Here is a 24,045-nt window from a genome sequence, read left to right on the forward strand (position 1 = left end):
CACCCGGCGCGCACCGTCCGGGGCGGCCGCGCCCCGGGCGGGGAGGGCGGTCAGGGCCCGGTGCGGGCCAGGAACCCGCGCAGCACCGCGGCGAACTTCTCCGGCTCCTGCGAGTGGACCCAGTGGCCGGCCTCGCGGATCGTCACCCGGTGCGCCCGGGGGAACAGCCGGCGCATGACCGGCGCGTGCTCGTCGCGGACGTAGTCCGAGCGCCCGCCGGCGACCCAGAGCACCGGCCCCTCGTACACGGCGTCCCCGGTGTCCGGGAAGCCGCCGATGGTGTCCAGGCTCGACCGCAGCAGCTCGAGGTTCGGCTCCCAGGAGAGGCCCTCCGGGCCCCTGCGCAGGTTCTGCAGCAGGAAGCTCCGGGTGGTGTCCCACGGGATGGGCCCCCGGAGGGCCTCGTCCGCGTCCGAGCGGCGCTCGACGGCCGTGAGGTCCACGGCCGCGAGGCTGTCCAGCAGGTGGGCGAACTCGCCCTCGCCGCCCCCGGCCCGGGCGGGGGCGATGTCCACCACGACGAGCCGGGAGACGAGCTCCGGGTGCCGCAGCGCCAGCACCATCGCCACCTTGCCGCCGAGGGAGTGCCCGACGACGGCGACCGGCCCCGCCGCGGCGAAGTCGTCGTGCAGGGTCTCGGCCACGGAGTCCGCCATCTGCTCGTAGTCCACCCGGTCCGTCCACGCGGACCCGCCGTGGTTGGGCAGGTCCACGAGCAGGCTCCGGAAGTCCGGCTGGAGGTCCTTGGCGATCCGGGTGAAGTTCTTGCCCCGGCCGAACAGACCGTGCAGGAAGACGACGCGGTCGCCGTCGTCCCCGACAGCGGTGGTGTGCAGGGTGCTCGTCCGGATCTCAGCCATCCTCCGAGCTTAGGGTCTCGGCCGCCGGGGGACGGCGCTCTCGTCGCGCGCCGAGGACTCAATGCCCCACAGTCGTCCGGAACTGTTGTCACGACCACCGGCGGAGTGGTCGGATGGGGCACATGAAGAAGCTCATCAACGACCCGGCCGACGTCGTCCGGGAGGCCCTGCTCGGCATGCAGGCGGCGCACGGGGACCGCCTGCGCGTCGACCACTCCAACCGCGTCGTCTTCCGCGCCGACGCGCCCCGGCGCGGCAAGGTGGGCCTGGTGTCCGGCGGCGGCTCCGGACACGAGCCGATGCACGGCGGGTTCGTGGGCCCGGGGATGCTGGACGCGGCCTGCGCCGGCGAGGTGTTCACCTCCCCGGTGCCGGACCAGATGCTCGCCGCGACCCTCGGCGTCGACGGCGGCGCCGGCGTCCTGCACATCGTGAAGAACTACACCGGCGACGTCATGAACTTCGAGATGGCCGCCGAGCTCGCCGCCGAGAACGGTGTCGAGGTGGTCTCGGTCGTCACCGACGACGACGTCGCCGTGCAGGACAGCCTGTACACCGCCGGACGTCGCGGCGTGGGGGTCACCGTGCTGCTGGAGAAGATCGCCGGTGCGGCCGCCGAGGAGGGCCGTCCGCTCGCCGAGGTCGCCGACATCGCGCGGCGGGTCGACGAGCAGGGGCGCAGCATGGGCATGGCGCTCACCTCGTGCACGGTCCCGGCCGCGGGCAGGCCGACGTTCGAGCTCGGCGAGAACGAGATCGAGGTCGGCATCGGCATCCACGGCGAGCCCGGACGCGAACGGCGGCCGATCGCTCCCGCGCGGGAGGTCGCGGCCATGCTCGTCGAGCCGGTCCTGGCCGACCTGCCCGCGGCCGACGGCGCCCCGGTGATCGCGTTCCTCAACGGCATGGGCGGCACGCCGCTGATCGAGCTGTACATCATGTACTCCGAGGTGCAGCAGCTGCTGCAGAAGGCCGGCATCCCGGTCGCCCGCAGCCTGGTCGGCAACTACATCACCTCGCTGGACATGGCCGGCTGCTCCGTGACCCTGCTGCGCGCGGACGACGAGGTCGTCCGCCTGTGGGACGCGCCGGTCAACACCCCCGGCCTGCGCTGGGGCACGTGATGCCGGAGGTCACCGCCGAGGGTCTCGACCGCTGGCTGCGGAGGTTCGCGGAGGTCGTCCACGACCACGCCGCCGAGCTCACGGAGCTCGACTCCGCCATCGGCGACGCCGACCACGGGAGCAACATGGACCGTGGCATGCGGGCGGTCGTCGGCGCGCTGGACGCGGGCGGTGCCGGGGACGCCGGCGCGATGCTGAAGAAGGCCGGCATGACCCTGGTCAGCACCGTCGGCGGGGCCAGCGGCCCGCTGTACGGCACGTTCTTCCTGCGGGTCGGCGGCGGGCTGGCCGATGGGCGGGCCGTCGACGCCGCCGCGCTGGGCGGGGCGCTGCGGGCCGGGCTGGAGGGCGTGGTCGCCCGGGGCAAGGCCCAGCAGGGCGACAAGACGATGGTGGACGCCCTGGTCCCGGCGATCGACGCGTACGACGCGGCGGTGGCCCGGGGCGCCGGCATCGGCGACGCGCTGTCCGCCGCGGCCGACGCGGCGGAGGCGGGCTGCGCCGCGACGATCCCGCTCGTGGCCCGCAAGGGCCGGGCCAGCTACCTGGGCCAGCGCAGCGCCGGGCACCAGGACCCGGGCGCCACCAGCACGGCGCTGCTGCTGCGGTCCGCCGCCGACAGCCTGCCGTGATCGGCATCGTCGTCGTCTCGCACAGCCGCGCGCTGGCCGAGGCGGCCGTCGAGCTGGCCTGCGAGATGGTCGCGGAGCGCCCGCCGATCGCCGTGGCGGCGGGTGCCGGCGCCGGGTTCGGCACGGACGCCGTCGCGGTCGCCGATGCCATCACCGCCGTCGACTCACCGGACGGCGTGCTGGTGCTCCTCGACCTCGGCAGCGCCGTGCTCAGCGCGGAGATGGCGCGGGAACTCGTGCCGCCCGACGTCGCCGAGCGGGTGCGCCTGTCGCCCGCTCCGCTCGTCGAGGGGCTGGTCGCCGCCGTGGTGACGGCCGCGACCGGCGCGCCGCTGGACGCGGTGCTCGAGGAGGCCGGCCGCGGACTGGCCGCCAAGCTGGATCACCTGGGGGAGGCGGTGGACCCGCCGGCGACGGGCACGACGGCGCAGCCCGCGGCACCCGAGGTCGTCGCCGAGCTGCCCGTGGACACCCCGCACGGCCTGCACGCGCGCCCGGCCGCCCGGCTGGTCGGCCTCGTACGGGCCGCCGACGCGGCCGCCGTGGTCACGAACCTGCGCACGGGCCGCGGTCCGGTCGACGCCCGCAGCCTCTCCGGGCTCGTGACGCTCGCCGTCCGGCAGGGCGACCGGCTGCGCTTCGAGGCGTCCGGACCCGGCGCCGAGTCGTTGACCGAGGCGGTGCGGGCGCTGGCCGCGGACTCCTGGGGCGACCGGCCCTCCGATCAGGCGCCCCCGGCGGCCCCCGGGTCGGCCGGTCCGACGGTCGTGCCCGTGCCGCCCGCCGCCGGACCGGGCGGCGACGTCGCCCTCGGCCCGGCGGTGGTGCGGGGCGGCGCGATCGACCTCTCCGGCTACCGGCCGGGCGGGCCTGCCGAGGAGCAGCGGCGCTCGGACGCGGCCGTCGCCCGCGCACTCGCCGAGCTGGCCGCACTGCGCCGTTCCGCCACCGGGGGCCCCGGCCCGGTGGGCGCCGTCCTCGAGGCCCACGAGGCCCTGCTCGTCGACCCCGGCCTGATCGAGGCGGTCTCCGCCGGCATCGCCGCCGGCGCGCCCGCGCCCACGGCGTGGGAGGACCGGCTCTCCGCGCTGGGCGGAGAGCTCGAGGCGATGGACGACCCCTACCTGCGGGCCCGCGCCGAGGACGTCCGCAGCGTGCGGCAGCGGGTGCTCGCCGCACTGGCCGGAGCCGGCGCGCCCGAGGACGCCGTCCCGGCCGAGGGTCCGCCCGCGGTCCTCGTCGTGCGGGAGCTCGACGCCGCGACGGCGGCGACGCTGGACCCGCACCGGGTCGCGGGCGTGGTCACGCTGGCGGGCGGGGACACCGGCCACGGCGTCCTCGTCGCCCGCTCGCGCGGCATCCCGGTGTACCACGACGCCGGGCCGGCCGCGGCCGCTGTGGCACCCGGCACCGTCGTCGGCTTCGACGCGCGGGCCCGGCGGTTCGTCGTCGACCCCGACGAGAGCACCCGGCGCTCCCTCCGCGAGCTGTCGGCCGCCCGGGCCGTCGAGGCCGAGCGCGTCCTGGCCACCGCCCGCGAACCGGGCGCGACGGCGGACGGCCACCCGGTGCCGGTGCTCGCCAACGTCACGACGCCCGCCGACGCCGGCCGGGCCGTCGCGTTCGGCGCGCAGGGGTGCGGGCTGCTGCGCACCGAGGTCCTGTTCGGCCACCTGGACGACGCCCCGTCGGTCGAGGCGCAGGCGGCCGCGTTCGCCGGGATCGCCGAGGCGTTCGCCGGGCGGCCGGTGACCGTCCGCACCTGGGACGTCGGCGGCGACAAGCCGCTGTCCTTCCTGCCGGCGCCCGACGAGGCGAACCCGTTCCTCGGCGAGCGCGGGCTCCGGCTCATGCGGCGGGCACCGGAGGTGCTCCGCGACCAGCTGACCGCGATCTGTCTGGTGGCCCGGGACCACCCGGTGCACGTCATGTTCCCCATGGTCAGCACCGCCGAGGAGGTGGCGTGGGCGCTGGAGCGGCTCGACGAGGCCTCCTCGGCGATCGGCGGCCGCCCGGCGGGCATGAGGGTCGGTGTCATGATCGAGGTCCCGGCCGCGGCCCTGGCCGTCCGCCGCGTGGCGCAGGGGCTCGACTTCGTGAGCATCGGCACCAACGACCTCGCGCAGTACACGATGGCCGCCGAGCGGGGCAACACCGCGGTCTCGGCGCTGGCGGACGCCCGGCAGCCCGCCGTGCTCGACCTGGTGTCCCGGGTGTGCGCCGAGGTGCCCGAGGGCACGCACGTCGCGGTGTGCGGCGACCTCGCCGGTGACCCGGCCGCGGCGGTGGTGCTCGCCGGGCTGGGCGTCGAGGAGCTCAGCGTGGTGCCCACCCGGGTGGCCCTCGTCAAGGCGCGGCTGCGGGACGTGACGCTGGCCGGTGCGCAGGACCTCGCGCGGCGGGCCCTGGCGTGCGGGTCCGCCGCGGAGGTGCGGGCGCTGCTGGCGGGCGCCGCTGGCGCGATCCCGGGCTGACAGGCGGTGGCTGTCGTGGGGCGTTCTCCTCCCGCCCTCCACCGCACCGTTGCTGACGGTCCGGGGGGCGGTCTCGAGGCCGGCGGAGAAGTCCCCGTAGACTCGGACCCGTGACCGACGCGACCCCGACCCCCGCCAGCAACCACCTCCCCGAGCAGGTCTCGGAGCTCTTCGACCCCGTGCAGTGGCGGACGGTCGAGGGCTTCCAGGACCTGCAGGACCTCACCTACCACCGCAGTGTGGAGCGGGACGCGGACGGCGCGGTGCTCCGGGACCTGCCGTGGGTGCGGATCGCCTTCGACCGCCCGGAGGTGCGCAACGCCTTCCGGCCGGGCACCGTCGACGAGCTCTACCGCGCGCTCGACCACGCGCGGATGAGCTCGGACGTGGGCGCCGTGGTCCTCACCGGCAACGGGCCCTCCGCCAAGGACGGCGGCTGGGCGTTCTGCTCCGGCGGGGACCAGCGCATCCGCGGCCGCGACGGCTACCGCTATGCCGGGGGCGAGACCGCCGAGAGCATCGACCCGGCCCGCGCCGGGCGGCTGCACATCCTCGAGGTGCAGCGCCTGATCCGCACCATGCCCAAGGTGGTCATCGCCGCCGTCCCCGGGTGGGCCGCGGGCGGCGGGCACTCCCTGCACGTGGTCTGCGACCTCACGATCGCGTCCCGGGAGCACGGGCGGTTCAAGCAGACGGACGCCACCGTCGGCTCCTTCGACGCCGGCTACGGCTCCGCGCTGCTCGCCCGGCAGGTGGGGCAGAAGGCGGCCCGCGAGATCTTCTTCCTCGCCCGGGAGTACGACGCGCAGCGGATGCTCGAGATGGGCGCGGTCAACGAGGTCGTCCCGCACGCGGAGCTGGAGGACGCGGCGATCGCCGCCGCCCGGGACGTGGCGGCCCAGTCCCCGCAGGCGATCCGGATGCTGAAGTTCGCCTTCAACCTGCCCGACGACGGGATGGTCGGCCAGCAGGTCTTCGCCGGCGAGGCGACCCGCATGGCGTACATGACCGACGAGGCCGTCGAGGGCCGGGACGCGTTCCTGGGCAAGCGCGACCCGGACTGGTCCGGCTTCCCCTACTACTTCTAGGCCGGCTGCCGCCGGTGCACGACCCGTCCCCGGGTCGGGAGCCGACCGGCGGCGCGAGGAGGAGACCCGCGATGGCCGAACTGATCGTCCCCGGCGACGCCGTGGTCCTCGACGGGCCCGTGCCCGGCGACCCCCTGCGGCTGCTGTCCCCTCTGACCCGCGCGCTGGGCCGGGAGGGCCCCGCCGTCGTCGTGCGGACCTCCGGCTCCACGGGCCGGGCCAAGCGCACGGTCCTCACCCGGGACGCGCTCGCGGCGTCCTCGATGGCCACCGCGGTGCGCACCGGCGGGGTGGGCCAGTGGCTGCTCGCGCTGCCCGTCCACTACGTGGCCGGGCTCCAGGTGCTCGTGCGCTCCCTCTACGCCGGGACGGACCCCGTGGTCCTCGACCCCGCGGCCCGCTTCACCCCCGAGGCCTTCGCGGCGGCGGCCGAGGAGCTGGAGGACCCCGTGCGCTTCACCTCGCTCGTGCCCACCCAGCTGCAGCGGATCCTGGAACCGGCCTCCGGGGTGCGCAACGGGGACGCGGTCTCCGCGCTGAAGAGCTTCTCCGCGGTCCTGCTCGGCGGCTCGGCCGCTCCCCCGCGGCTGCTGGCGGCCGCCCTGGCCGCCGACGTCCGGGTGGTCGTCACCTACGGGATGTCGGAGACGTGCGGGGGCTGCGTCTACGACGGCGTGCCCCTGGACGGCGTCTCCGTGCACGTGGGGACGGAGGGGGCCGAGGACGACGCCCCGCGACCCGGGGTCACCGGCGGGTCCGGGCCGGGCCGGATCTGGCTCGGCGGGGACGTCGTCGCCGCCGGCTACGCCGGGGACCCGGAGCAGACCGCACGGCACTTCCGGGAGGCCGCCGGGACCCGCTGGTACCGCACGGACGACCTCGGCGAGATCTCCGCCGACGGCGTGCTCACGGTGCACGGGCGGGTCGACGACGTGGTGAACACCGGCGGGGTCAAGGTCGCCGCGGGGCTCGTGAGCGCCGCGCTCACGGAGCACCCGGGGGTGCGCCAGGCCCTGGTGCTCGGCGTGCCCGACCCCGAGTGGGGGCAGGCGGTCGGGGCGGCGGTCGTCGCGGCCCCCGGCGCGGACCGCCGGCGGCTGCGCGCCGAGCTCGAGGAGTCGGTGCGCGCCCGGCACGGCGCCGCCGCGGTGCCCCGGCGCTGGGCCTGGCCGGACGAGCTGCCCCTGCTGCCCACCGGGAAGCCGGACCGCGCCGCCGTGGGCCGTCTGCTGGGCTGAGCCCCCGCCCGAGCCGGGTCCGGGGCCGGGCCGTGACACAATGGTTCGCGGCCACGGACCCCCACCGCGGCTCGCATCCCGCACCCCGCACCCGCGCGGGTCGTTCCCGACGGAGGTAGCCCGTGGCCACGCCAGCACAGTGGATCGAGGGGGCCCGGCTCCGGACGCTGCCGATGGCCCTCGCCCCCGTGGTGGCCGGCTCCGCCGCGGCCCAGGCCCTGCACTCGTTCGACCCCGTCCGCGCGCTGCTCGCGCTGCTGGTCGCCCTCCTCCTGCAGATCGGCGTGAACTACGCCAACGACTACTCCGACGGCATCCGGGGCACCGACGACGACCGTGTGGGCCCCCTGCGCCTCACGGGTTCCGGGGCCGCCGCGCCGGGGCAGGTGCGGGCGGCGGCGCTGCTGTGCTTCGGCCTCGCCGCGCTCGCCGGCGCGGCCCTGGTGGTGCTGAGCCGTCAGTGGTGGTTCATCCCCGTGGGCCTCTCTGCCGTGCTCGCCGCGTGGGGGTACACCGGCGGGCGCAGCCCGTACGGGTACCGCGGGCTCGGGGACGTGTTCGTGTTCGTGTACTTCGGGCTCGTGGCCGTGCTCGGCACCACGCTCACCCAGGCGGGCACCCTCAACCTCGAGGCCTTCGTCGCGGCCCTGTCCACCGGTCTGATCGCCACCGCCCTGCTGATGGCCAACAACATCCGGGACCTGCCCGGGGACCGGGAGGTCGGCAAGCGGACCCTGGCCGTGCGGCTGGGCGACCCGCTGGCGCGGGTGGTGTTCACCGCGGAGATCGCCGTGGCGTTCGCGCTCGTGCTGTTCCTGGTGCCCGACAACCCGTGGATGCTGCTCGTGCTGCTGCTCCTGCCCCTGGCGTGGGCGCCCGTGGCCACGGTGCTGCGGGTGCAGGACCGGCGCCAGCTCATCCCCGTGCTCCGGCAGTGCGGGGTGCTCAACGTGGGCTGGGCCGTGCTCTTCCTGCTGGCGGTGCTGCTGCGGCAGTGGTGGTGAGCACCCGGTGAGGAGGCGACGGCAGGCGGCTCAGACCTCGCGGCCGTCCTCGCGCAGCCGCCGGTCCACGTAGGCGTCCTCGACCTCCTGGTCCTCGAGCGCCACCCGGTTGCGGGGCTTCGGCGCCCGCGCGAACCACCGGTGGAATTCCTCCCCCGCGGCGCTGTGCAGGCGCGGGAAGAACAGGTAGGAGACCGCGAAGGAGATGACCACCGCGGCGACCCCGGACAGGACCAGCCCCACGCCCAGCCACATGCTGAGCAGGAAGGCCAGCACGAGCAGCGCGAACCGGAGCAGGGAGTACTTCAGGAAATTCACGCGCCCAGTCTAGCCGGAGCTCCTGACAGGTTCCCCGGGCCGGCGGAGCGGCCGACAGGGCTTCCGGAGCGCTGAGCTGGCGTCCAGGCAACTCCCCTACGATTGTCGGCATGGGCAGAGCCATCCTCATCATCGGCGCGGCCGCTTTGGCGGTGGGCGTGATCGTCTACTCCCTCATCGAGTGCGCCCGGACCGACAGCACCGACATGCGCGGTCTCCGCAAGGGAGGCTGGATCGCGGTGATCCTCCTCCTCCCCCTCCTCGGCGCCCTCCTGTGGCTGTTCCTCGGGCGGCCCAAGGGCACCGCGGAGTCCTCGCGTCCCGCGCGCGGCAGGGGGCCCGACGACGACCCCCAGTTCCTGCGCAACCTCGAGGAGCGCCGCCGGCAGCAGGAGAAGGCCGAGAAGCTCCGGCAGTGGGAGGAGGAGCTGCGACGCAACGGCGGACCGGGAGCGTCCGGCGGCACCGGGCCGGACGGGGCTCCCGGCGAGCGCCCCGACGACGGGCCCTCCGGCGGCTCGTCCGCCGGCCGCAGCGACGGACCGACGGACGGCTCCCCCGGCAGCCGGCCCCCGCGCGGCTGATCCGCCCGGCAGGACTGCCCGGCAGGACCGCACGGCGGGACCACCCGGCAGGGCCCCACGGCAGGACCGCTCAGAGCGGGACCACGCGCCGGAGCCGCCCCGCCGCGGACCCGACCGGGCCGGACGCCCCGGCCACGACCGCTTCGACCACGACGAACGGCCCGCACCTGCCGGTGCGGGCCGTTCCGGTGTCGTCGCCCGGCGGGGCGGCCGGGTCAGACCCCGGAGTAGGAGTGCAGGCCGGGGAAGACGGTGTTGACCACGGTGAAGTTGAAGATCACGCAGAGGTAGCCGACGATCGACAGCCAGGCCGACCGGTTGCCGGTCCAGCCCCGGGTGGCTCGGGCGTGCATGTAGGCGGCGTAGACCACCCAGATCACGAAGGTCCAGACCTCCTTGGTGTCCCAGCCCCAGTAGCGGCCCCAGGCCTGCTCCGCCCAGATGGCGCCGGCGGCGAGGGTGAAGGTCCAGAACGCGAACCCGACCGCGTTGAGCCGGAAGGACAGGTTCTCGAGCGCCTGGGAGGACGGGACCATCGCCAGGAACCCCACGCCGGGCCGCTCGCCGGACAGGATGATCTGCTCCCGCCGGGCCTGCAGCAGCTGCAGGACGGCCATGGCGAACGTGATGGTGAAGATCCCGGAGGCGGCCACGGCGATGGACACGTGGATCACCAGCCACCAGGACTGCAGGGCGGGCTGCAGCGGTCCCACCGGGGTGGGGAAGCCGATGGTGGCCGCGCAGAGCATGATCACCACGAGCCCGGAGACCAGGGAGCCCACGAAGCGCAGGTCCCGGGCCAGCAGGGCCAGCAGGAACACGCCCGCGACGACCAGGGCGCCCGTGGTGCAGAACTCGTACATGTTGCCCCACGGCACCCGCCCGGCCGCGAAGGCCCGGCTGAGCACGGCGGCGGCGTGCACGGCGAAGCCCAGGACCATGACGGCCACGGCCACGCGGGCGGCGGGCCGGCGCTCGCCGGTGTAGCGCATCTCCTCGTCCGCCACGTGGCCGGACAGGGCGGAGCGCGCGCTCGTGCGGTAGCCGCGCCCGCGGTGGCCCGCGCCGTGGCCGGCCCGGGAGTCCGCGGGCTCGGCGGCGTCCCCCGAGGTCGCCGCGGAGGCTCCCGCGGCGGCGCCCACGAGCTCGCGCTCGCCGCTGCCCTCGGCCCCGCGCAGGGTCTTGGAGTGGGACGCCACGTCCCACGCGAAGGCCACGAAGGCGACCAGGTAGGTCATGGCCGCCAGGAGCATGAAGAGCTCGCTCCAGGCGCCCAGTGTCTCGTTGACGGTCATGCCGCCCATCCTCTCACTCGTGGTCCGGCCGGGCGTCCGGCACGGAGTCCGTCCGGCCGTCCGGCCGGCCGGCGGCGTGCCCGGTGCTCCCGGCCGTCGCCGCGGTCGCTGTTGCTGTCGCTGGTGCCGGCGTCGGCGTGGTCGCCGTCCCGGACGTGGTCGTGGTGTCGTTGTCCCGCACGCCGGCGTCCTGCCACTGCTCGGTCCAGAGCCGGTCCAGCCGCTCGGCCTCCGCGGCGAGCCGGGGGTCCTCGCCGCGGGCCAGCAGCCCGTACTCCAGCACCGTGCAGGGCCGTCCGTCCGCGTCGACGCCCTCCGCCGCGCGCACCCAGACGCGGCGGCGGGCGATGAACAGGGACATGAGCAGGCCGGCGAAGGCCGCGACGAAGGAGACGAAGGCACCCGTCTTGCCGGGGTCGTAGTGGACGTCCAGACCCACGTAGCGCTTGACGTCCAGGAACTCCACGGTGCCCTTGCCGTCGGGCAGCTCGTGCACGGGGTTCGCGGCGTCGAGCGTGATGGCGCCGTTCTCGTTGGTCATGGCGTTGAGCTCGGTGAGCGGCTCGACGTCGAGCACGTACACGTTCTGCGGTTCGCCGCTGTCCAGGCCGAGGTCCCCGTGGTACGCGGAGAGGATCAGCCGGGGGTTGGCGAGGCCGGGGTCCACGGAGCGGGGCATCTCGCCCTCGCCGCCCACGGCGGTGGGCAGCAGCAGCCCCACGAGGCCGAGCTGGTCGGGACGGGCGTCCGGGATCTTGAGCACGAGCGAGGACGTGTAGACGCCGTCGGAGGGGATGGTCACGACCGGCCCCTCGAAGGCGACGTCCCCGTTGCCGTCGGTCACCCGCACCACCGGGGCGTAGCCGTTGCCCACGAGGTAGCTCTTCACGCCGTTCACGTTGAGCGGCTGGTTCACCTTCAGGACCTCCTGCCGCGGCTCGGCGCCGGGCTCGTCCTGCACGGTGACCTCCGCGGTGAAGTCGAGCGGCGCCCCGTAGCTGCGCGGGTTCGTGGTGTCCCGGTTGAACACGGCCTCGAAGCGGTCCAGCCGCACCGAGAAGGGGTCGAGCCAGTCGGCATCGTGGTTGGGGCCGGGGGTGAAGGAGTCGTAGCCGATGAGGGTGTTGACGAAGGACTCGCCCTCCACGACCACCCGCTGGCCCTTGTAGCCGAAGAGGGAGCCGACGGCCACGGACACCAGCACGCCCAGCAGGGCCAGGTGGAAGACGATGTTGCCGACCTCCTTCCACATGCCGCGCTCGGCGGCCACCGACGGGGCGGCCGTGCCGGCGTCCCGGACCGCCACCCGGTAGCCGCGCTTCTTCAGCAGCCGGGCGGCGTCGGCCACGACGTCGTCCGGGGCCGGCGCCCCGGCCCCGTCACGGCCGCCCAGGGCCAGGGAGCGGTGCTCCGGCAGCCGCTCGAGCCGGCGCGGGGTGCGCGGGGGCTCGGCCCGCCACGCCCGCCAGTGCTTGGCCGCGCGCGGCAGGACGCACCCCACGAGGGAGACGAACAGCAGGATGTAGATCGCGGAGAACCACGCCGACGAGAAGACGTCGAACAGCTGCACCCGGTCCAGCCACTCCCCCAGGACGGGGTTGTTGTCGATGTAGTCCTGGACCGCCGCCGGGTCCTGGATCCGCTGCGGGAAGATCGATCCCGGCACCGCGGCGACCGCCAGGAGCAGCAGCAGGAACAGGGCGGTGTTCATCTTGGTCAGCTGCGTCCAGGCCCACCGGGCCATGCCGAGGGGCCCCAGGGCGGGGAGCTCGACGTCCGGGGTGCGCTGTCCGGACGGGTCCGGGGACGCGGGGCCCGACGACGACGGGGGCGCTGCGGTGCTCATGGCGGCCTTTCTGCTGTCGGTGCGGGCTCGCGGGTCGGAGGTGCTCAGATCGGCATCACCCAGTCGGTGACGAGCTCGGCCTGCACCCAGGAGACGAACGCGGTCCACGCGCCCGTCATCATGAGCAGGCCGACGAGCACGAGCAGGCCGCCGCCGGCGCGCTGGATGCCGAGGCGGTGCCGGCGGAAGAAGCCCATGGCGCCCATGCCCCGGCGCAGGGCGAGGGCGAGCAGCAGGAACGGCACGCCCAGGCCCAGGCAGTAGGCGACCGTGAGGACGGCCGCCTTGCCGGTCGAGGCGCCGTCCACGTAGACGAGCGCCTGCACGGCCGCGAAGGTGGGGCCGATGCAGGGGGCCCAGCCGAGGCCGAAGGTCACGCCGAGCAGCGGGGCGCCCCAGAGCCCGGGCGGTGGGCGGTGCTCGATCTTGCGGTCCCGCTGGAAGAAGGACACCCCGCCGAGGAACACGACGCCCATGAGCACCACGAGCCCGCCGAGGACCACGGTGATCCAGTTCTGGCCCAGGAACCAGGCGTAGGCGCCCAGCTGGGCCAGCAGCACGGACATCAGCAGGAACACGGCGGAGAAGCCGAGGACGAACAGCGTGATCCCCGCGAGCACGCGGCCGCGCCGCTGCTCCTGCAGGTCCGCGCCGGTCAGGCCGGTGACGTAGCCGAGGTAGCCGGGCACGAGGGGCAGCACGCACGGGGAGGCGAAGGAGACGAGGCCGGCGAGCAGCGCCACGGGCAGCGCGACGAGGAGGGAGCCGTCGAGGACGATCTCGGCGAAGGGGTTGCCAGCCGTCATGCCGCTTCGGCCACCGTGTCCTCGAGGAGGGTCTCGAGCACGGAGCGGTCCGCGATGCCGAGGATGCGGGCGGCCACCCGCCCCTGGGCGTCGAGCACGAGCGTGGTCGGCACGGCCTGCGGCGGCACGTACGCGCTCAGCGCCATGAGCACGCCCCCGTCCTTGTCCGCGACGGAGGGGTACGGGATCTCGAAGGTGCGCTCGAACGCCTCGGCGGTGGCCCGCTCGTCGCGCAGGTTCACACCGTAGAAGGCGGCCTGCCCCTCGAACCGCTCGGCGAGCTCGCGGAGGTCGGGGGCCTCCACGCGGCACGGGGCGCAGCCCGCGTACCAGAAGTTCAGCAGCGCGGGCCGCCCGCGCAGGTCCTCGGCGGCGAGGGGCGTGCCGTCGAACAGCGTGCCGGCGAACTGCACCGGCTCCCCGCGCTCGGCGGCCGGGTACTCGGAGACCGTGCCGTCCCCGGCGATGTAGCCCTTCTGGTCCCCCGAGTTCGCCTGCTGGGCGAGGGAGTCCTCCTCCGTGCACCCGGCGAGGGCGAGTCCGAGGACGCCGAGGCCCGCGAGCGAGAGCACGCGGCGGCGGGACGGACGGGGGGCGGGCGAGGGGCGGGAGGTCACGGACGGATCACCTGGTGCTCTGGACGGGACGGGGAGGGCGGCGGCGCCCGGCCATTATGAACCGGGAAGCTGGTTGACCCCTGGGTAGAGGTCGGCGGCGGGCTCGCTGTAGACGACCCGGGGCGGGCGCCCGGAGTCGAGGTCGTCGAAGACCAGCGAGGTGATGGAGGCGAGGTTGCACTGCCGCCGCCGCGGGTCGTGCGGCAGGGGGCGCCCCTCGGCGGAGAGCCGGGTGAGCCAGATCGGCAGCTGGTGGGACACGAGCACGGCCTCGGCGCCGTCCCCGCCGCGCTCCACGGCGGCGCGCCCGGCGTCCAGCACCGCCTCCGCCATGCGCGCGACCTGGTGCCGGTAGGGCTCGCCCCAGGAGGGCCGCAGCGGGTTGCGCAGGTGCGGCCAGTGCCGGGGCCTCAGCAGCTCGGGGAGGTCCACGTGCAGGCCCTCGAAGTGGTTGTGCGCCTCGATGATCCGCTCGTCCGGGTGCACCGGCAGGTGCAGCTCCCGGGCCACGGGCGCGGCCGTCTCCCGGGCGCGCTGCAGCGGCGAGGAGACGAGGTGGACGATGCGCGAGCCGGTGTTCACGCGGCGGGCGAGCTCCGCGGCGGCGGCCTCCGCCATCCGCGCACCGAGCTCGGTGAGGCCGTAGCTGGGCATCCTCCCGTAGACGATGCGGTCCGGGTTGAGGACCTGGCCGTGGCGCAGCAGGTGGACGGTCGAGGAGGGCATGCCCCCATGGTCCCAGACCGGGCGCACCGGCCCCAAAACGGGGGGCGGTTCAGCCGGCCAGGCGCTCGCGCAGCAGCCGGGCGAGGCGGCGCTCGTCGATCTGCCAGAAGTCGCGCGGGACGCCGTCCACGAGGACCACGGGGATCTCCTCGGCGTGCCGGCGGGCCAGCTCGGGGTCGGTGTCGACGTCGACGTCCTCCCACTCCAGCCCCAGCGCGGAGGCGACCCGGTCCACGGACTCCCGGGCGGCCTCGCAGAGGTGGCACCCCGGGCGGGTGAGGAGGGTCACGGCGGGCGGCGGAGGAGGAGTCATGGAGCCCATGCTACGGGCCCGCCGCGCGGTGCGGACGGGCCCGGGAACGCACCGGGGGCCGCCGTCCTGGATCGGACGGCGGCCCCCGGTGGCGCTCAGCGCAGGGTCACTTCTTGTTGCGGCGCTGGTGACGGGTCTTGCGGAGCAGCTTGCGGTGCTTCTTCTTGGACATCCGCTTGCGGCGCTTCTTGATCACTGAACCCATAGGATCCCTCGCATCTTCATGTCTCGGTGGTGTGCCCCCGGGGACTCCGCGCGACAGGCGGGAACCAGGGGTGCCGGCCTGCGGACGGTGACGGCCGGGCAAACGTTCACTGACACCCTACCGTCTTGTGGGGAGATTGCTGTACTCGGTCCGGCCGCGGCCGGCTCAGGCGCTGCGGGACACCGGTGCGGGCCCGTCCCCGGGCTCCTCCTCGAAGGCGTCCGCGAGCTCGTGCGCGCCGGTGTCCGGCTGCGCCGCGGCGCCGGGCGGGTTGAGCTCGGCGGGCGCGTCCGGGGCCGGACCGGGGGTGCGCTGCTCCTGGTCCGGGTCCACGCCGGCCTCGCGGTACTGGTACTCGATGTGCTCCGCCACCAGCCGGGACGCCAGCCGGCGGTCACCGGCCGCCACGGCGGAGTAGATGGCGTGGTGCTCCGCGCGCAGCCGGTCCGCGGTGGTGCTCCACAGGGGCACGTGGCCCACCAGGGCCATCGTGTACTCGTAGATCGAGTCCCGCAGGGAGGACATCAGGGCGGAGACCACCGAGTTGCCGGCGGTCTTGCACAGGGCGATGTGGAAGCTCACCTCGAGGTGGTGGAACTCCTTGAGCGACAGGTCGTCCCGGGCCATCTGCTCGAGCAGCGCCCGCAGCTCGGCCATCGCCGGGTGCTCCGGGTCCGAGCGCTCCAGGGCCCACGTCTCGAGCAGCACCCGGGTCTGGACGATGTCCCGCAGGGGGTAGTCCGAGGTGGCCATGTGCAGCTGCAGCGCGGGCCCCGCGGACGCGGCGGGCTCCCGCACCAGCATGGGCAGGATCGACTTGCGCGGCCCGTCGAACAGCCGCACGATGCCCTGGGCCTCCAGGGTCTTGAGCGCCTCCCGCATGGTGTTGCGGGACACGCGGTGGATGGCCGCGAGGTCGCGGTCCGAGGGCAGTTGTTGGCCCAGCACGAGGTGGCCGTCGAACAGCTCGTTCTCCAGCCACTGCAGGACCTGCCGATGCGTTGCCATAGTCTCCAGGGTAGGACCACCGCGGCCCTCCGTGGGACGAACGCGGGTCCGGACGTGTCGGAAGTGCGGACGGGGAACCCCTGCCGGGCCCGGCGGACCGGACCCGGCACGGGTCAGATGAGGCCCTGCGCCATCATGGCGCCGGCGACCTTCATGAACCCGGCGATGTTCGCGCCGGCCACGTAGTTGCCGGGCATGCCGTAGTCCTCGGCGGTCTCGGCGCAGGTGTCGTGGATCGACTTCATGATCTGGCCGAGCCGCTCCTCCGTGTACTCGAAGGTCCACGAGTCGCGGGAGGCGTTCTGCTGCATCTCGAGCGCGGACGTGGCCACGCCCCCGGCGTTGGCCGCCTTGCCCGGGCCGAAGAGCACGTCCGCCTCCTGGAACAGGCGGGTGGCCTCGCCCGTGGTGGGCATGTTCGCGCCCTCCGCCACGGCGAGCACGCCGTGGCCGAGCAGCTTCTTGGCGTGGGAGCCGTCCAGCTCGTTCTGGGTGGCGCACGGCAGGGCCACGGTGCCGGGGACGTCCCAGACGGAGCCCTTGGCGATGAACCGGGCGCGTCCGCCGCGGCGCTCGGCGTACTCGGAGATCCGGCCGCGCTCCACCTCCTTGACCTCGCGGAGCAGGTCCAGCTCGATGCCGTCCGGGTCCACCACGTAGCCGCTGGAGTCCGAGGCGGTGACCACGGTGGCCCCGAGCTGCTGCGCCCGGTGGATCGCGAAGGTCGCCACGTTGCCCGAGCCGGAGACCAGCACGGTCTGACCGTCGAAGGACTGCCCGCGGGTCTGCAGCATCTCCTCGGCGAACATCACGGTGCCGAAGCCGGTGGCCTCGGTGCGCACCAGGGAACCGCCCCAGCTGAGGCCCTTGCCGGTGAGCACGCTGGACTCGTAGCGGTTGGTGATCCGCTTGTACTGGCCGAACAGGTAGCCGATCTCGCGTCCGCCCACCCCGATGTCACCGGCGGGGACGTCCGTGTACTCGCCGATGTGGCGGTAGAGCTCGGTCATGAAGGACTGGCAGAAGCGCATGATCTCGCCGTCGGAGCGCCCGCTCGGGTCGAAGTCCGACCCGCCCTTGCCCCCGCCGATCGGCATGCCCGTGAGGGCGTTCTTGAAGATCTGCTCGAAGCCCAGGAACTTCACGATGCCCAGGTACACGGAGGGGTGGAAGCGCAGCCCGCCCTTGTAGGGCCCGAGCGCGGAGTTGAACTCCACGCGGAAGCCGCGGTTGATGTGCACGCGGCCCTCGTCGTCGGTCCACGGCACGCGGAAGATGATCTGCCGCTCCGGCTCGCAGATCCGCTCGAGCACGGCGGCGTCGAGCAGCTCGGGGTGGCGTGCGACCACGGGGCCCAGGGAGTCGAAGACCTCGTCCACGGCCTGGTGGAACTCCACCTCTCCGGGATTGCGGGCGAGTACGGCCTGGCGGATCGGGTACAGGTCCTCGTGCATGGTGCTCCTCGTTCGGATCGATTGGGCCCGGCCGGTCACCGCCGCGGATTCCTGGTGCGGCGGCGCAGGCCGGAGAGGCTGGACAGGATGTCCACCGCACGAGCCCCCGCGCCCCTGCCCGGGCGCGCGGGGATGCCGCCGACCGCCGGCGCCGGGCCGGTCTCGACCGCCGGCTCAGGGCTGGGGACGACGGCCGGCTCCGGAACGGTCACCGCCGCGGCGTCCAGCACGTCCGTCCCGGGCGTCGCCTCCAGAGCCGTCCCGGCCCCATCGGCCCCCGCGGTCACGACCACGTCAGGTCCGGCGACGCCGGCCCCGGCAGCGCCGCTGTCCGCGGCGTCCCCCGGGGCGGTCGGCTGGTGCGCCGCACCGCCCACGACCTCGTGGACCCAAGCGGTGACCTCGGCCAGCGGCTCCGGCTGCACGGCGTAGAGACGTCGTTGCCCCTGTGCCTCCATGGACACCATACCGGCCTCGCGCAGGATCTTCAGATGCTTCGAGACGGTCGGCTGGGAGACCCCCAGCTCTGCCACGAGGTCGCCCACGGGTCGTTCGCCGTCCTTGAGCGCGGCGAGGATCCCCCGCCGGGTCTTGTCGGCGATCACCGCGAACACGTCGTTGTTGCCCATCCGATCACTGTAAACGGGTTGCCGCGCGGCTCCCGGCACCGGCACGTCCGTGCCGCCCCCGTGGCTGCCCCCGCCGCTGCCGGAGCCCGCGGGCGGCGGGCTCAGTCGAACCACGGGTCCAGCCCCCACTGGGGGAAGACCTCCTTGCGGGTGGCCATGATCGTGCGGTCCGTCTCGTCGTTGGGGTCGAAGCCCACCTCCCAGGAGCGCCACCACAGGTCCACCTCGTCGCCCATGACCCGCGGCGCGTCGGCGCCGTAGCGCTCTTGCACGTAGTCGCGCCACGGCTGCGGCACCGCGGTGCCCACGTCGATCGGGTGGCCGGCGGCGACTCCCACCAGGTGCGTCCAGGAGCGGGGCACCACGTCGTAGCAGTTGTACCCGCCCCCGCCCGTGGCGATCCACCGGCCCTCGCACAGCTCGTGGGCCAGCCCTGCCAGGGCCACGGCGGTCTGCCGCTGCGCGTCGACGCTGACGCGCAGGTGGGTGAGCTCGTCGGCGAAGTGCGAGTCGCAGCCGTGCTGGCTCACGATCACCTCGGGCCGGAACTGGCGCAGCAGGGGCGGGACCACGGCGTCGAACGCGCGCAGCCACATGGAGTCGTCGGAGGCCGTGGGCATCGCCACGTTCACGGAGTGCCCCTCGGCCTCCCCGCGGCCGGTCTCGTTGGCGAAGCCCGTGCCCGGGAACAGCGTCAGGCCCGTCTCGTGCAACGAGACGGTGAGCACGCGGGGGTCGTCGTAGAAGATCGACTGGGTGCCGTCGCCGTGGTGGCCGTCGACGTCCACGTAGGCCACGCGCCGGACACCCTGGTCCAGCAGGTGCTGGACCGCCACGGCGCAGTCGTTGTAGATGCAGAATCCGCTGGCCTTCTCCGCGTGGGCGTGGTGCATCCCGCCCCCGAAGTTCACGGCGTGCACCGCGTCCCCCGCGAGAACGGCCACGGCGCCCTGGTAGGTGCCGCCCACGAGCCGGGCGCTCGCCTCGTGCACCCCCGGGTACCCGGGGGTGTCCTCGGTGCCGAGACCGCACTCGGGGACCTCCACGGTGGGGTCGGCGCTGACGGCCCGGACCGAGTCCACGTAGTGCTGCGGGTGGACGAGGTTGAGCACCTCGTCCGGGGCCACCTCGGGCGCCTCCACCGTGACGTTGTCCCGGCGGTCCAGGCCGAACTCCTGGACCAGCCGGTAGGTGGCCTCGAGCCGGGACGGGTGCATGGGGTGGTGGTCCCCGAAGTTGTACTCGAGCAGGGCGGGGTCCCAGAACAGTCGCGTGGGGTATGGGGCGCCGGGCCCGGACGTAGCAGGGGTCACACCGCCATTAGACCACTCGGGGCCGGGGCCCGCCGTCGCGGGCGTGGCGCCGGCGCCCTTTGTGTCACCCCGGCGCGGCTCAGTCGAGGTCGCTGAAGGCCTCGACCGCACGGGTGGGTCCCGTCACGAGGATCTGGTCGTTCTCGTAGAGGACCGGGCCGGGCTCGGTGGCCTCCCACCCCTGGCCCAGGCGGCGGACCGCGACGATCGAGACCCCGTGGGTGCGCCGGATGCTGAGGGTGTCCAGCGGCCGCTGCTGGACGGCCTCCGGGGCCGGGCAGCGGATGAGGGCGAACCCCTCGTCGATCGTCACGAAGTCGAGGACCCGGCCCTGGATCAGGTGGGCGGAGCGCACGCCCATGTCGTGCTCGGGGCTGATGACGTGGTGGACCCCGAGCTGCTCGAGGATCTCGGCGTGGGGCGTGGTGATGGCCTTCGCCCAGATCTCGGGGTGGGCGAACTTCAGCAGCCGGGAGGCGACCAGGATGCTGGCCTGGACGTCGGAGCCGATGCCGACCACCACCTTGTCGAACTCGTCGACGCCGAGCTGGCGCAGCACCTGTTCCTGGGTGGCGTCGGCGCGCACCACGGTGGTCAGCTGCCCGTTGAGCTCCTGGACGACGTCCTCGTCGACGTCGATGCCCAGCACCTCGGCGCCGTTGCGCATCAGCTCGAGGGCCAGGGCGGCGCCGAAGCGGCCGAGGCCGATCACGGCCACCGTGCCCGGTGGCCGGCGGCGGCCGGAGTGGTGGTGCGAGTCGGTGCCGGGGCGGGAGGGGAACATGTGGGGACCTCCAGGAGGTGTCGGGGTGGGCCGCGGGGCCCCGTGGGGTGGTGTGCCGGGCGGGCGCGGTGGACTCAGCCGATCAGCGGGCGTTCCTTGGGCAGTTCGTACAGGGCCTTCCGGGGACGGGCCGCCATGGCGGTGGCCACGGTGATGGGCCCCAGCCGGCCCAGGAACATCAGGGCGATGAGCACCCCCTGGGCCGCCGGCGAGAGATCCGCGGTGATGCCCGTGGACAGGCCCACGGTGGCGAACGCGGAGATCGTCTCGAACAGGATCCGGTCCAGGCCGATGTCCTCGTGCAGCAGCATCAGCACCATCGTGGCGGTGGTCACCGCGCCCAGCGCCAGGACGACCACCGTGATCGCCTGGCGCTGCACCGACCGGGAGAGGCGCCTGCCGAGGACGTGCACGGCCGTTCCCCCGGTGATCTCGGTCCAGGCGATGAAGCCGAGGACGGCGACGGTGGTGACCTTCAGCCCGCCGGCCGTCCCGGCGGGGCCGCCGCCGATGAGCATCAGGAGGTCCAGCCCCAGCCAGGACACCGGGTGCATCGCCGAGATGGCGATGCTGTTGAACCCGGCCGTGCGGGCGATGGTGGACTGGAAGAACCCGGCCAGCAGCTTCTCGTCGGCCCGCATCGGCCCGAGGGTGGCGGGGTTGGACCACTCCACCGCGCACAGGAACACCGTGCCGGCGCCGAGCAGGACCGCGGTGGCGAACAGCACGATCCGGGTGTTCATGCTCCACCGCCGGGGCCGGCGCCACTCCCGGCGCAGCTGGTAGAGCACCGGGAAGCCCAGCCCGCCCAGGACCACGGCGACGACGATCGGCAGGTTGACCCAGGGGTCGGCGGCGAAGTCCATCATCGACAGGGTGTACAGGGCGAAGCCGGCGTTGTTGAACGCCGAGACCGCGTGGAACACGCCGTGCCACACCGCCTGCCCCGGTCCGTACCCGTAGCCGGCGAAGAAGCGCAGGGCGAGCGCCGCGGCCACGATCGTCTCGATCACCAGCGTGGTGGCGAGGATGCGCAGCAGCACCCGGCGCATGTCCCCGTAGCCGGGGTTCTTCGTCTCGGTCGAGCTCATGATCCGGGCCGTCAGGCCCAGCCGGCGGGCCAGGAGGATCCCCAGCACGGTGGCGAAGGACATCACCCCGAACCCGCCGATCTGGATCAACGCCAGGATCACCGCCTGCCCGAACGGCGTCCAGTAGGTCGGCGTGTCCACCACGATCAGCCCGGTCACGCAGATCGCCGAGGTCGCGGTGAAGAACGCCTCCATGAACGACGCCCCGCCGGGGCCCGACCTCGCGATCGGGAGCATCAGCAGGACGGTGCCGACGGCCAGGGCGGTCGCGAACGCGCCGATGATCAGCTGCGCCGTGCGCGCCGCGGTCACCTCCCGCGGATCGGTGCTCCGCCGTTGTCCCGGCCGGCGGCCGTGGGGGGAGCGGATCCCGTGCCGTCGGGTCAGTCGACGGACCCGGGCGCGCAGCAGGGCCTCTTCCAGGGCATGGGCGACAACCTACACCCGCGGCTGCCCGCCGCGGACGGGCTCGGGTGGAATACTGTCTCGGGTCGAGGCGAACGCCGCGGCCGCCGCCCCGTCCGGGCGGTCAGGACACCAGGAGGAGAGCCCGTGAGCCACCTGCAGCGCGCGCCCTGGGCCCGTCCGGAGGAGCGCGGCCGGTTCTGGCTGCTGACCTCGCTGCGCGACCTCGTGGACCGGATCGCGGCGGGCTCCCCCGCCCGGCTCGCCGTCATCTCCTTCGCCGCGGTCGTGTCCGTGTTCTCCTTCCTGCTGTGGCTGCCCGTGGCCTCGGCCCCCGGCGTCGTGACACCGGTCGAGGACGCCGTGTTCACGGCCACCTCCGCGGTCACCGTGACGGGCCTGACCACGGTGTCGACGGCGGCCAACTGGTCGTTCTTCGGCCAGTTCGTGATCCTGGTCGCGATGCAGATCGGCGGTCTGGGCACCCTCACCATGACCTCGATCCTGGCCCTGGCCATCGGTCGCAAGCTCGGCCTGAAGTCCCGGCTGATCACCCAGGAGGCCCTGAACATCGGGCGCCTGGGCGAGGTGGGCTCGCTCCTGCAGATCATCGTGCTGATGTCCGTGACGATCGAGGCGATCCTGGCCACGGTGCTGACGATCGGCTTCCTGGTGGTCGGGGAGCCGTTCCTCACCGCGCTCTGGCACGGGGTGTTCTACGCGGTCTCCGCGTTCAACAACGGGGGGTTCACCCCGCACTCGGACGGCCTCGTCCCGTACACGGACGCGGTGCTGATCCTCCTGCCGATCGCCCTGGGGGTCCTCCTGGGCTCCCTCGGCTTCCCCGTGGTCCTCGTGCTGCGGCAGACCGGGCTGCGCTTCTCGCGGTGGAACCTCAACACGAAGCTGGTGATCGTGACCACCACGATCCTGCTGTTCGTGGGGTGGGCCCTGTTCCTGGCCTTCGAGTGGACCAATCCGGACACCCTGCGGGACCGGCCCGTGCACGAGAAGATCTTCGAGGGCTTCTTCCACTCCGTCATGGTCCGCTCCGGGGGCTTCAACCTCGTGGACATGAACAGCCTGGAGCCGGTGACCCTGCTGATGACCGACGCGCTGATGTTCGCGGGCGGCGGCCCGGCCTCCGTGGCCGGCGGCATCAAGGTCACCACCCTCGCCGTGGTCTTCCTGGCGATCCTGGCCGAGGCCCGGGGCGACCGGTCCGTGATCGCGTTCTACCGGACCATCCCCGAGGACGCCCTCCGCATCGCGATCTCGGTGATCATGATGGGGGCGACCGTCGTCCTGGTGGGCTGCGGGATCCTCGTCGAGATCTCCGAGGAGCCGCTGGACCGGGTCCTGTTCGAGGTGATCTCCGCGTACGCGACGTGCGGTCTCAGCGTGGGGCTCTCCGGCGAGCTGCCCCCCGCCGGCAAGTACGTCCTGGCCCTGATCATGCTCATCGGGCGCATCGGCACGACCACCGTGGCCGCCGCCCTGGCGCTGCGCTCACGCCGGCGCCTCTACCGGTACCCCGAGGAAAGGCCCATCATTGGCTGACCGTTCGTCCCACAGCGTCCCCGTCCTGGTGATCGGCCTCGGCCGCTTCGGCACCGCCACCGCGCTCCAGCTCGCCCGGCAGGGCCGGGAGGTCCTGGGCGTGGAGCGGGACGCCCAGCTGGTCCAGAAGCTCTCCGGGCAGCTCACCCACGTGGTCGAGGCGGAGGCCACGGACATCGACGCCCTGCGCCAGCTGGGGGCGGCCGAGTTCGACTCCGCCGTGGTGGGCGTCGGCACGTCCATCGAGTCGAGCGTGCTCATCACGGCGAACCTCGTGGACCTCGGCGTGAGCCGGATCTGGGCGAAGGCCATCACGCCCTCGCACGGCAAGATCCTCTCCCGCATCGGGGCGCACCACGTGATCTTCCCCGAGGCGGACGCCGGGCGGCGCACCGCGCACCTGGTCTCGGGCCGGCTGCTGGACTACATCGAGTTCGACGACGACTTCGCGATCGTCAAGATGTATCCGCCGCGGGAGGTGCAGGGCTTCACGCTGGGCGACTCCAACGTCCGCTCCAAGTACGGCGTGACCGTGGTGGGCGTGAAGTCCCCGGGCGAGGACTTCACGTACGCCCGCCCCGACACCAAGGTCACCTCCCGCGACCTGCTGATCGTCTCGGGGCACGTGGACCTGCTCGAGCGCTTCGCGGCCCGCCCCTGACCCGGGGACC

Annotated in this window: 24 protein-coding genes; 9 read left to right on the forward strand and 15 right to left on the reverse strand. The window is 74.0% G+C overall.

The window, feature by feature from the left end; genetic code table 11:
* Positions 1-50 precede the first annotated feature (50 nt).
* Positions 51-860, reverse strand: a complete 810-nt coding sequence (locus E7Z53_RS11880) for an alpha/beta fold hydrolase (RefSeq protein ID WP_176337827.1) — start codon at positions 858-860, stop codon at positions 51-53.
* 122 nt (positions 861-982) lie between these two features.
* Between E7Z53_RS11880 and dhaK the strand changes: the two genes are divergently transcribed.
* The 6 genes from dhaK to E7Z53_RS11910 all read left to right on the forward strand — a co-directional run bounded on the left by dhaK (position 983) and on the right by E7Z53_RS11910 (position 8,420).
* Positions 983-1,984: a dihydroxyacetone kinase subunit DhaK gene (gene dhaK / locus E7Z53_RS11885; protein WP_031282496.1), complete on the forward strand. Its 1,002-nt coding sequence runs from the start codon at positions 983-985 to the stop codon at positions 1,982-1,984.
* Positions 1,984-2,616, forward strand: a complete 633-nt coding sequence (gene dhaL, locus E7Z53_RS11890) for a dihydroxyacetone kinase subunit DhaL (RefSeq protein ID WP_176337828.1) — start codon at positions 1,984-1,986, stop codon at positions 2,614-2,616. The genes dhaK and dhaL overlap by 1 nt, the downstream gene beginning before the upstream one ends.
* Positions 2,613-5,090: a phosphoenolpyruvate--protein phosphotransferase gene (gene ptsP, locus E7Z53_RS11895; RefSeq protein WP_176337829.1), complete on the forward strand. Its 2,478-nt coding sequence runs from the start codon at positions 2,613-2,615 to the stop codon at positions 5,088-5,090. Before dhaL ends, ptsP begins: the two co-directional genes overlap by 4 nt.
* Positions 5,091-5,200: 110 nt before the next feature.
* Positions 5,201-6,178, forward strand: coding sequence for a 1,4-dihydroxy-2-naphthoyl-CoA synthase (locus E7Z53_RS11900; RefSeq protein ID WP_176337830.1), 978 nt, complete (start codon positions 5,201-5,203; stop codon positions 6,176-6,178).
* A gap of 71 nt (positions 6,179-6,249) precedes the next feature.
* On the forward strand, positions 6,250-7,416 hold the full coding sequence (locus E7Z53_RS11905) for an AMP-binding protein (RefSeq protein ID WP_176337831.1): 1,167 nt from the start codon (positions 6,250-6,252) through the stop codon (positions 7,414-7,416).
* 122 nt (positions 7,417-7,538) lie between these two features.
* Positions 7,539-8,420 (forward strand): 1,4-dihydroxy-2-naphthoate polyprenyltransferase, encoded by an 882-nt coding sequence (locus tag E7Z53_RS11910; RefSeq protein ID WP_017832474.1) that lies wholly within the window; start codon positions 7,539-7,541, stop codon positions 8,418-8,420.
* A 30-nt stretch (positions 8,421-8,450) separates the two neighbouring features.
* Here E7Z53_RS11910 and E7Z53_RS11915 read toward each other — a convergent pair whose 3' ends face one another.
* Positions 8,451-8,738, reverse strand: a complete 288-nt coding sequence (locus tag E7Z53_RS11915; protein WP_017832475.1) for a DUF4229 domain-containing protein — start codon at positions 8,736-8,738, stop codon at positions 8,451-8,453.
* Positions 8,739-8,848: 110 nt separating this feature from the next.
* Here E7Z53_RS11915 and E7Z53_RS11920 point away from each other — a divergent pair, with 110 nt between their 5' ends.
* Positions 8,849-9,322, forward strand: coding sequence for a PLDc N-terminal domain-containing protein (locus E7Z53_RS11920; RefSeq protein WP_017832476.1), 474 nt, complete (start codon positions 8,849-8,851; stop codon positions 9,320-9,322).
* A 215-nt stretch (positions 9,323-9,537) separates the two neighbouring features.
* Here E7Z53_RS11920 and ccsB read toward each other — a convergent pair whose 3' ends face one another.
* The 13 genes from ccsB to E7Z53_RS11985 form a co-directional block, all read right to left on the reverse strand.
* On the reverse strand, positions 9,538-10,617 hold the full coding sequence (gene ccsB / locus E7Z53_RS11925) for a c-type cytochrome biogenesis protein CcsB (RefSeq protein ID WP_176337832.1): 1,080 nt from the start codon (positions 10,615-10,617) through the stop codon (positions 9,538-9,540).
* Positions 10,618-10,630: 13 nt separating this feature from the next.
* Entirely contained in the window at positions 10,631-12,463 is a 1,833-nt protein-coding gene (resB, locus tag E7Z53_RS11930; protein ID WP_176337833.1) for a cytochrome c biogenesis protein ResB, read from the reverse strand.
* Positions 12,464-12,507: 44 nt separating this feature from the next.
* Complete coding sequence (locus E7Z53_RS11935) at positions 12,508-13,269, reverse strand: cytochrome c biogenesis CcdA family protein (protein WP_017832479.1); 762 nt, start codon at positions 13,267-13,269, stop codon at positions 12,508-12,510.
* The gene (locus tag E7Z53_RS11940) at positions 13,266-13,886 is read right to left on the reverse strand and encodes a TlpA family protein disulfide reductase (protein ID WP_035925018.1); all 621 of its coding nucleotides are present in this window, start codon (positions 13,884-13,886) and stop codon (positions 13,266-13,268) included. The genes E7Z53_RS11935 and E7Z53_RS11940 overlap by 4 nt, the downstream gene beginning before the upstream one ends.
* Before the next feature lie 54 nt (positions 13,887-13,940).
* The gene (locus E7Z53_RS11945; RefSeq protein ID WP_095651134.1) at positions 13,941-14,612 is read right to left on the reverse strand and encodes a histidine phosphatase family protein; all 672 of its coding nucleotides are present in this window, start codon (positions 14,610-14,612) and stop codon (positions 13,941-13,943) included.
* A 49-nt stretch (positions 14,613-14,661) separates the two neighbouring features.
* Positions 14,662-14,925 (reverse strand): glutaredoxin family protein, encoded by a 264-nt coding sequence (locus E7Z53_RS11950; RefSeq protein ID WP_031282502.1) that lies wholly within the window; start codon positions 14,923-14,925, stop codon positions 14,662-14,664.
* A gap of 106 nt (positions 14,926-15,031) precedes the next feature.
* Complete coding sequence (locus tag E7Z53_RS11955; RefSeq protein WP_005504750.1) at positions 15,032-15,130, reverse strand: 30S ribosomal protein bS22; 99 nt, start codon at positions 15,128-15,130, stop codon at positions 15,032-15,034.
* A gap of 165 nt (positions 15,131-15,295) precedes the next feature.
* Entirely contained in the window at positions 15,296-16,138 is an 843-nt protein-coding gene (locus E7Z53_RS11960; RefSeq protein WP_017832484.1) for a FadR/GntR family transcriptional regulator, read from the reverse strand.
* A gap of 113 nt (positions 16,139-16,251) precedes the next feature.
* The gene (gene gdhA / locus E7Z53_RS11965; RefSeq protein ID WP_017832485.1) at positions 16,252-17,592 is read right to left on the reverse strand and encodes an NADP-specific glutamate dehydrogenase; all 1,341 of its coding nucleotides are present in this window, start codon (positions 17,590-17,592) and stop codon (positions 16,252-16,254) included.
* 35 nt (positions 17,593-17,627) lie between these two features.
* Positions 17,628-18,221, reverse strand: a complete 594-nt coding sequence (locus E7Z53_RS19995; protein ID WP_217905701.1) for an ArsR/SmtB family transcription factor — start codon at positions 18,219-18,221, stop codon at positions 17,628-17,630.
* A gap of 101 nt (positions 18,222-18,322) precedes the next feature.
* A complete protein-coding gene (locus tag E7Z53_RS11975) occupies positions 18,323-19,534 on the reverse strand; it encodes an acetoin utilization protein AcuC (RefSeq protein WP_035925024.1) in 1,212 nt (403 codons plus the stop codon).
* 79 nt (positions 19,535-19,613) lie between these two features.
* On the reverse strand, positions 19,614-20,318 hold the full coding sequence (locus tag E7Z53_RS11980; protein ID WP_217905702.1) for a potassium channel family protein: 705 nt from the start codon (positions 20,316-20,318) through the stop codon (positions 19,614-19,616).
* A 74-nt stretch (positions 20,319-20,392) separates the two neighbouring features.
* A complete protein-coding gene (locus tag E7Z53_RS11985; protein WP_035925030.1) occupies positions 20,393-21,721 on the reverse strand; it encodes a TrkH family potassium uptake protein in 1,329 nt (442 codons plus the stop codon).
* Between the two features lie 249 nt (positions 21,722-21,970).
* Here E7Z53_RS11985 and E7Z53_RS11990 point away from each other — a divergent pair, with 249 nt between their 5' ends.
* Positions 21,971-23,374 carry a TrkH family potassium uptake protein gene (locus tag E7Z53_RS11990; protein ID WP_217905737.1) on the forward strand — a complete coding sequence of 468 codons (1,404 nt, stop codon included), beginning with the start codon at positions 21,971-21,973 and terminating at the stop codon, positions 23,372-23,374.
* A complete protein-coding gene (locus E7Z53_RS11995) occupies positions 23,367-24,035 on the forward strand; it encodes a potassium channel family protein (RefSeq protein ID WP_017832491.1) in 669 nt (222 codons plus the stop codon). The genes E7Z53_RS11990 and E7Z53_RS11995 overlap by 8 nt, the downstream gene beginning before the upstream one ends.
* Positions 24,036-24,045: the final 10 nt, after the last annotated feature.

This window comes from Kocuria salina, assembly GCF_013368965.1.
Lineage (GTDB): Bacteria > Actinomycetota > Actinomycetes > Actinomycetales > Micrococcaceae > Kocuria > Kocuria rosea.

What these genes read in the sequence shown, in the direction of transcription:
- E7Z53_RS11880 (WP_176337827.1), bottom strand. Translation starts at nt 860, where the DNA reads ATGGCTGAGATCCGGACGAGCACCCTGCACACCACCGCTGTCGGGGAC.
- dhaK (WP_031282496.1), top strand. Translation starts at nt 983, where the DNA reads ATGAAGAAGCTCATCAACGACCCGGCCGACGTCGTCCGGGAGGCCCTG.
- dhaL (WP_176337828.1), top strand. Translation starts at nt 1,984, where the DNA reads ATGCCGGAGGTCACCGCCGAGGGTCTCGACCGCTGGCTGCGGAGGTTC.
- E7Z53_RS11905 (WP_176337831.1), top strand. Translation starts at nt 6,250, where the DNA reads ATGGCCGAACTGATCGTCCCCGGCGACGCCGTGGTCCTCGACGGGCCC.
- E7Z53_RS11920 (WP_017832476.1), top strand. Translation starts at nt 8,849, where the DNA reads ATGGGCAGAGCCATCCTCATCATCGGCGCGGCCGCTTTGGCGGTGGGC.
- ccsB (WP_176337832.1), bottom strand. Translation starts at nt 10,617, where the DNA reads ATGACCGTCAACGAGACACTGGGCGCCTGGAGCGAGCTCTTCATGCTC.
- resB (WP_176337833.1), bottom strand. Translation starts at nt 12,463, where the DNA reads ATGAGCACCGCAGCGCCCCCGTCGTCGTCGGGCCCCGCGTCCCCGGAC.
- E7Z53_RS11935 (WP_017832479.1), bottom strand. Translation starts at nt 13,269, where the DNA reads ATGACGGCTGGCAACCCCTTCGCCGAGATCGTCCTCGACGGCTCCCTC.
- E7Z53_RS11945 (WP_095651134.1), bottom strand. Translation starts at nt 14,612, where the DNA reads ATGCCCTCCTCGACCGTCCACCTGCTGCGCCACGGCCAGGTCCTCAAC.
- E7Z53_RS11950 (WP_031282502.1), bottom strand. Translation starts at nt 14,925, where the DNA reads ATGACTCCTCCTCCGCCGCCCGCCGTGACCCTCCTCACCCGCCCGGGG.
- E7Z53_RS11955 (WP_005504750.1), bottom strand. Translation starts at nt 15,130, where the DNA reads ATGGGTTCAGTGATCAAGAAGCGCCGCAAGCGGATGTCCAAGAAGAAG.
- E7Z53_RS11960 (WP_017832484.1), bottom strand. Translation starts at nt 16,138, where the DNA reads ATGGCAACGCATCGGCAGGTCCTGCAGTGGCTGGAGAACGAGCTGTTC.
- gdhA (WP_017832485.1), bottom strand. Translation starts at nt 17,592, where the DNA reads ATGCACGAGGACCTGTACCCGATCCGCCAGGCCGTACTCGCCCGCAAT.
- E7Z53_RS19995 (WP_217905701.1), bottom strand. Translation starts at nt 18,221, where the DNA reads ATGGGCAACAACGACGTGTTCGCGGTGATCGCCGACAAGACCCGGCGG.
- E7Z53_RS11980 (WP_217905702.1), bottom strand. Translation starts at nt 20,318, where the DNA reads ATGTTCCCCTCCCGCCCCGGCACCGACTCGCACCACCACTCCGGCCGC.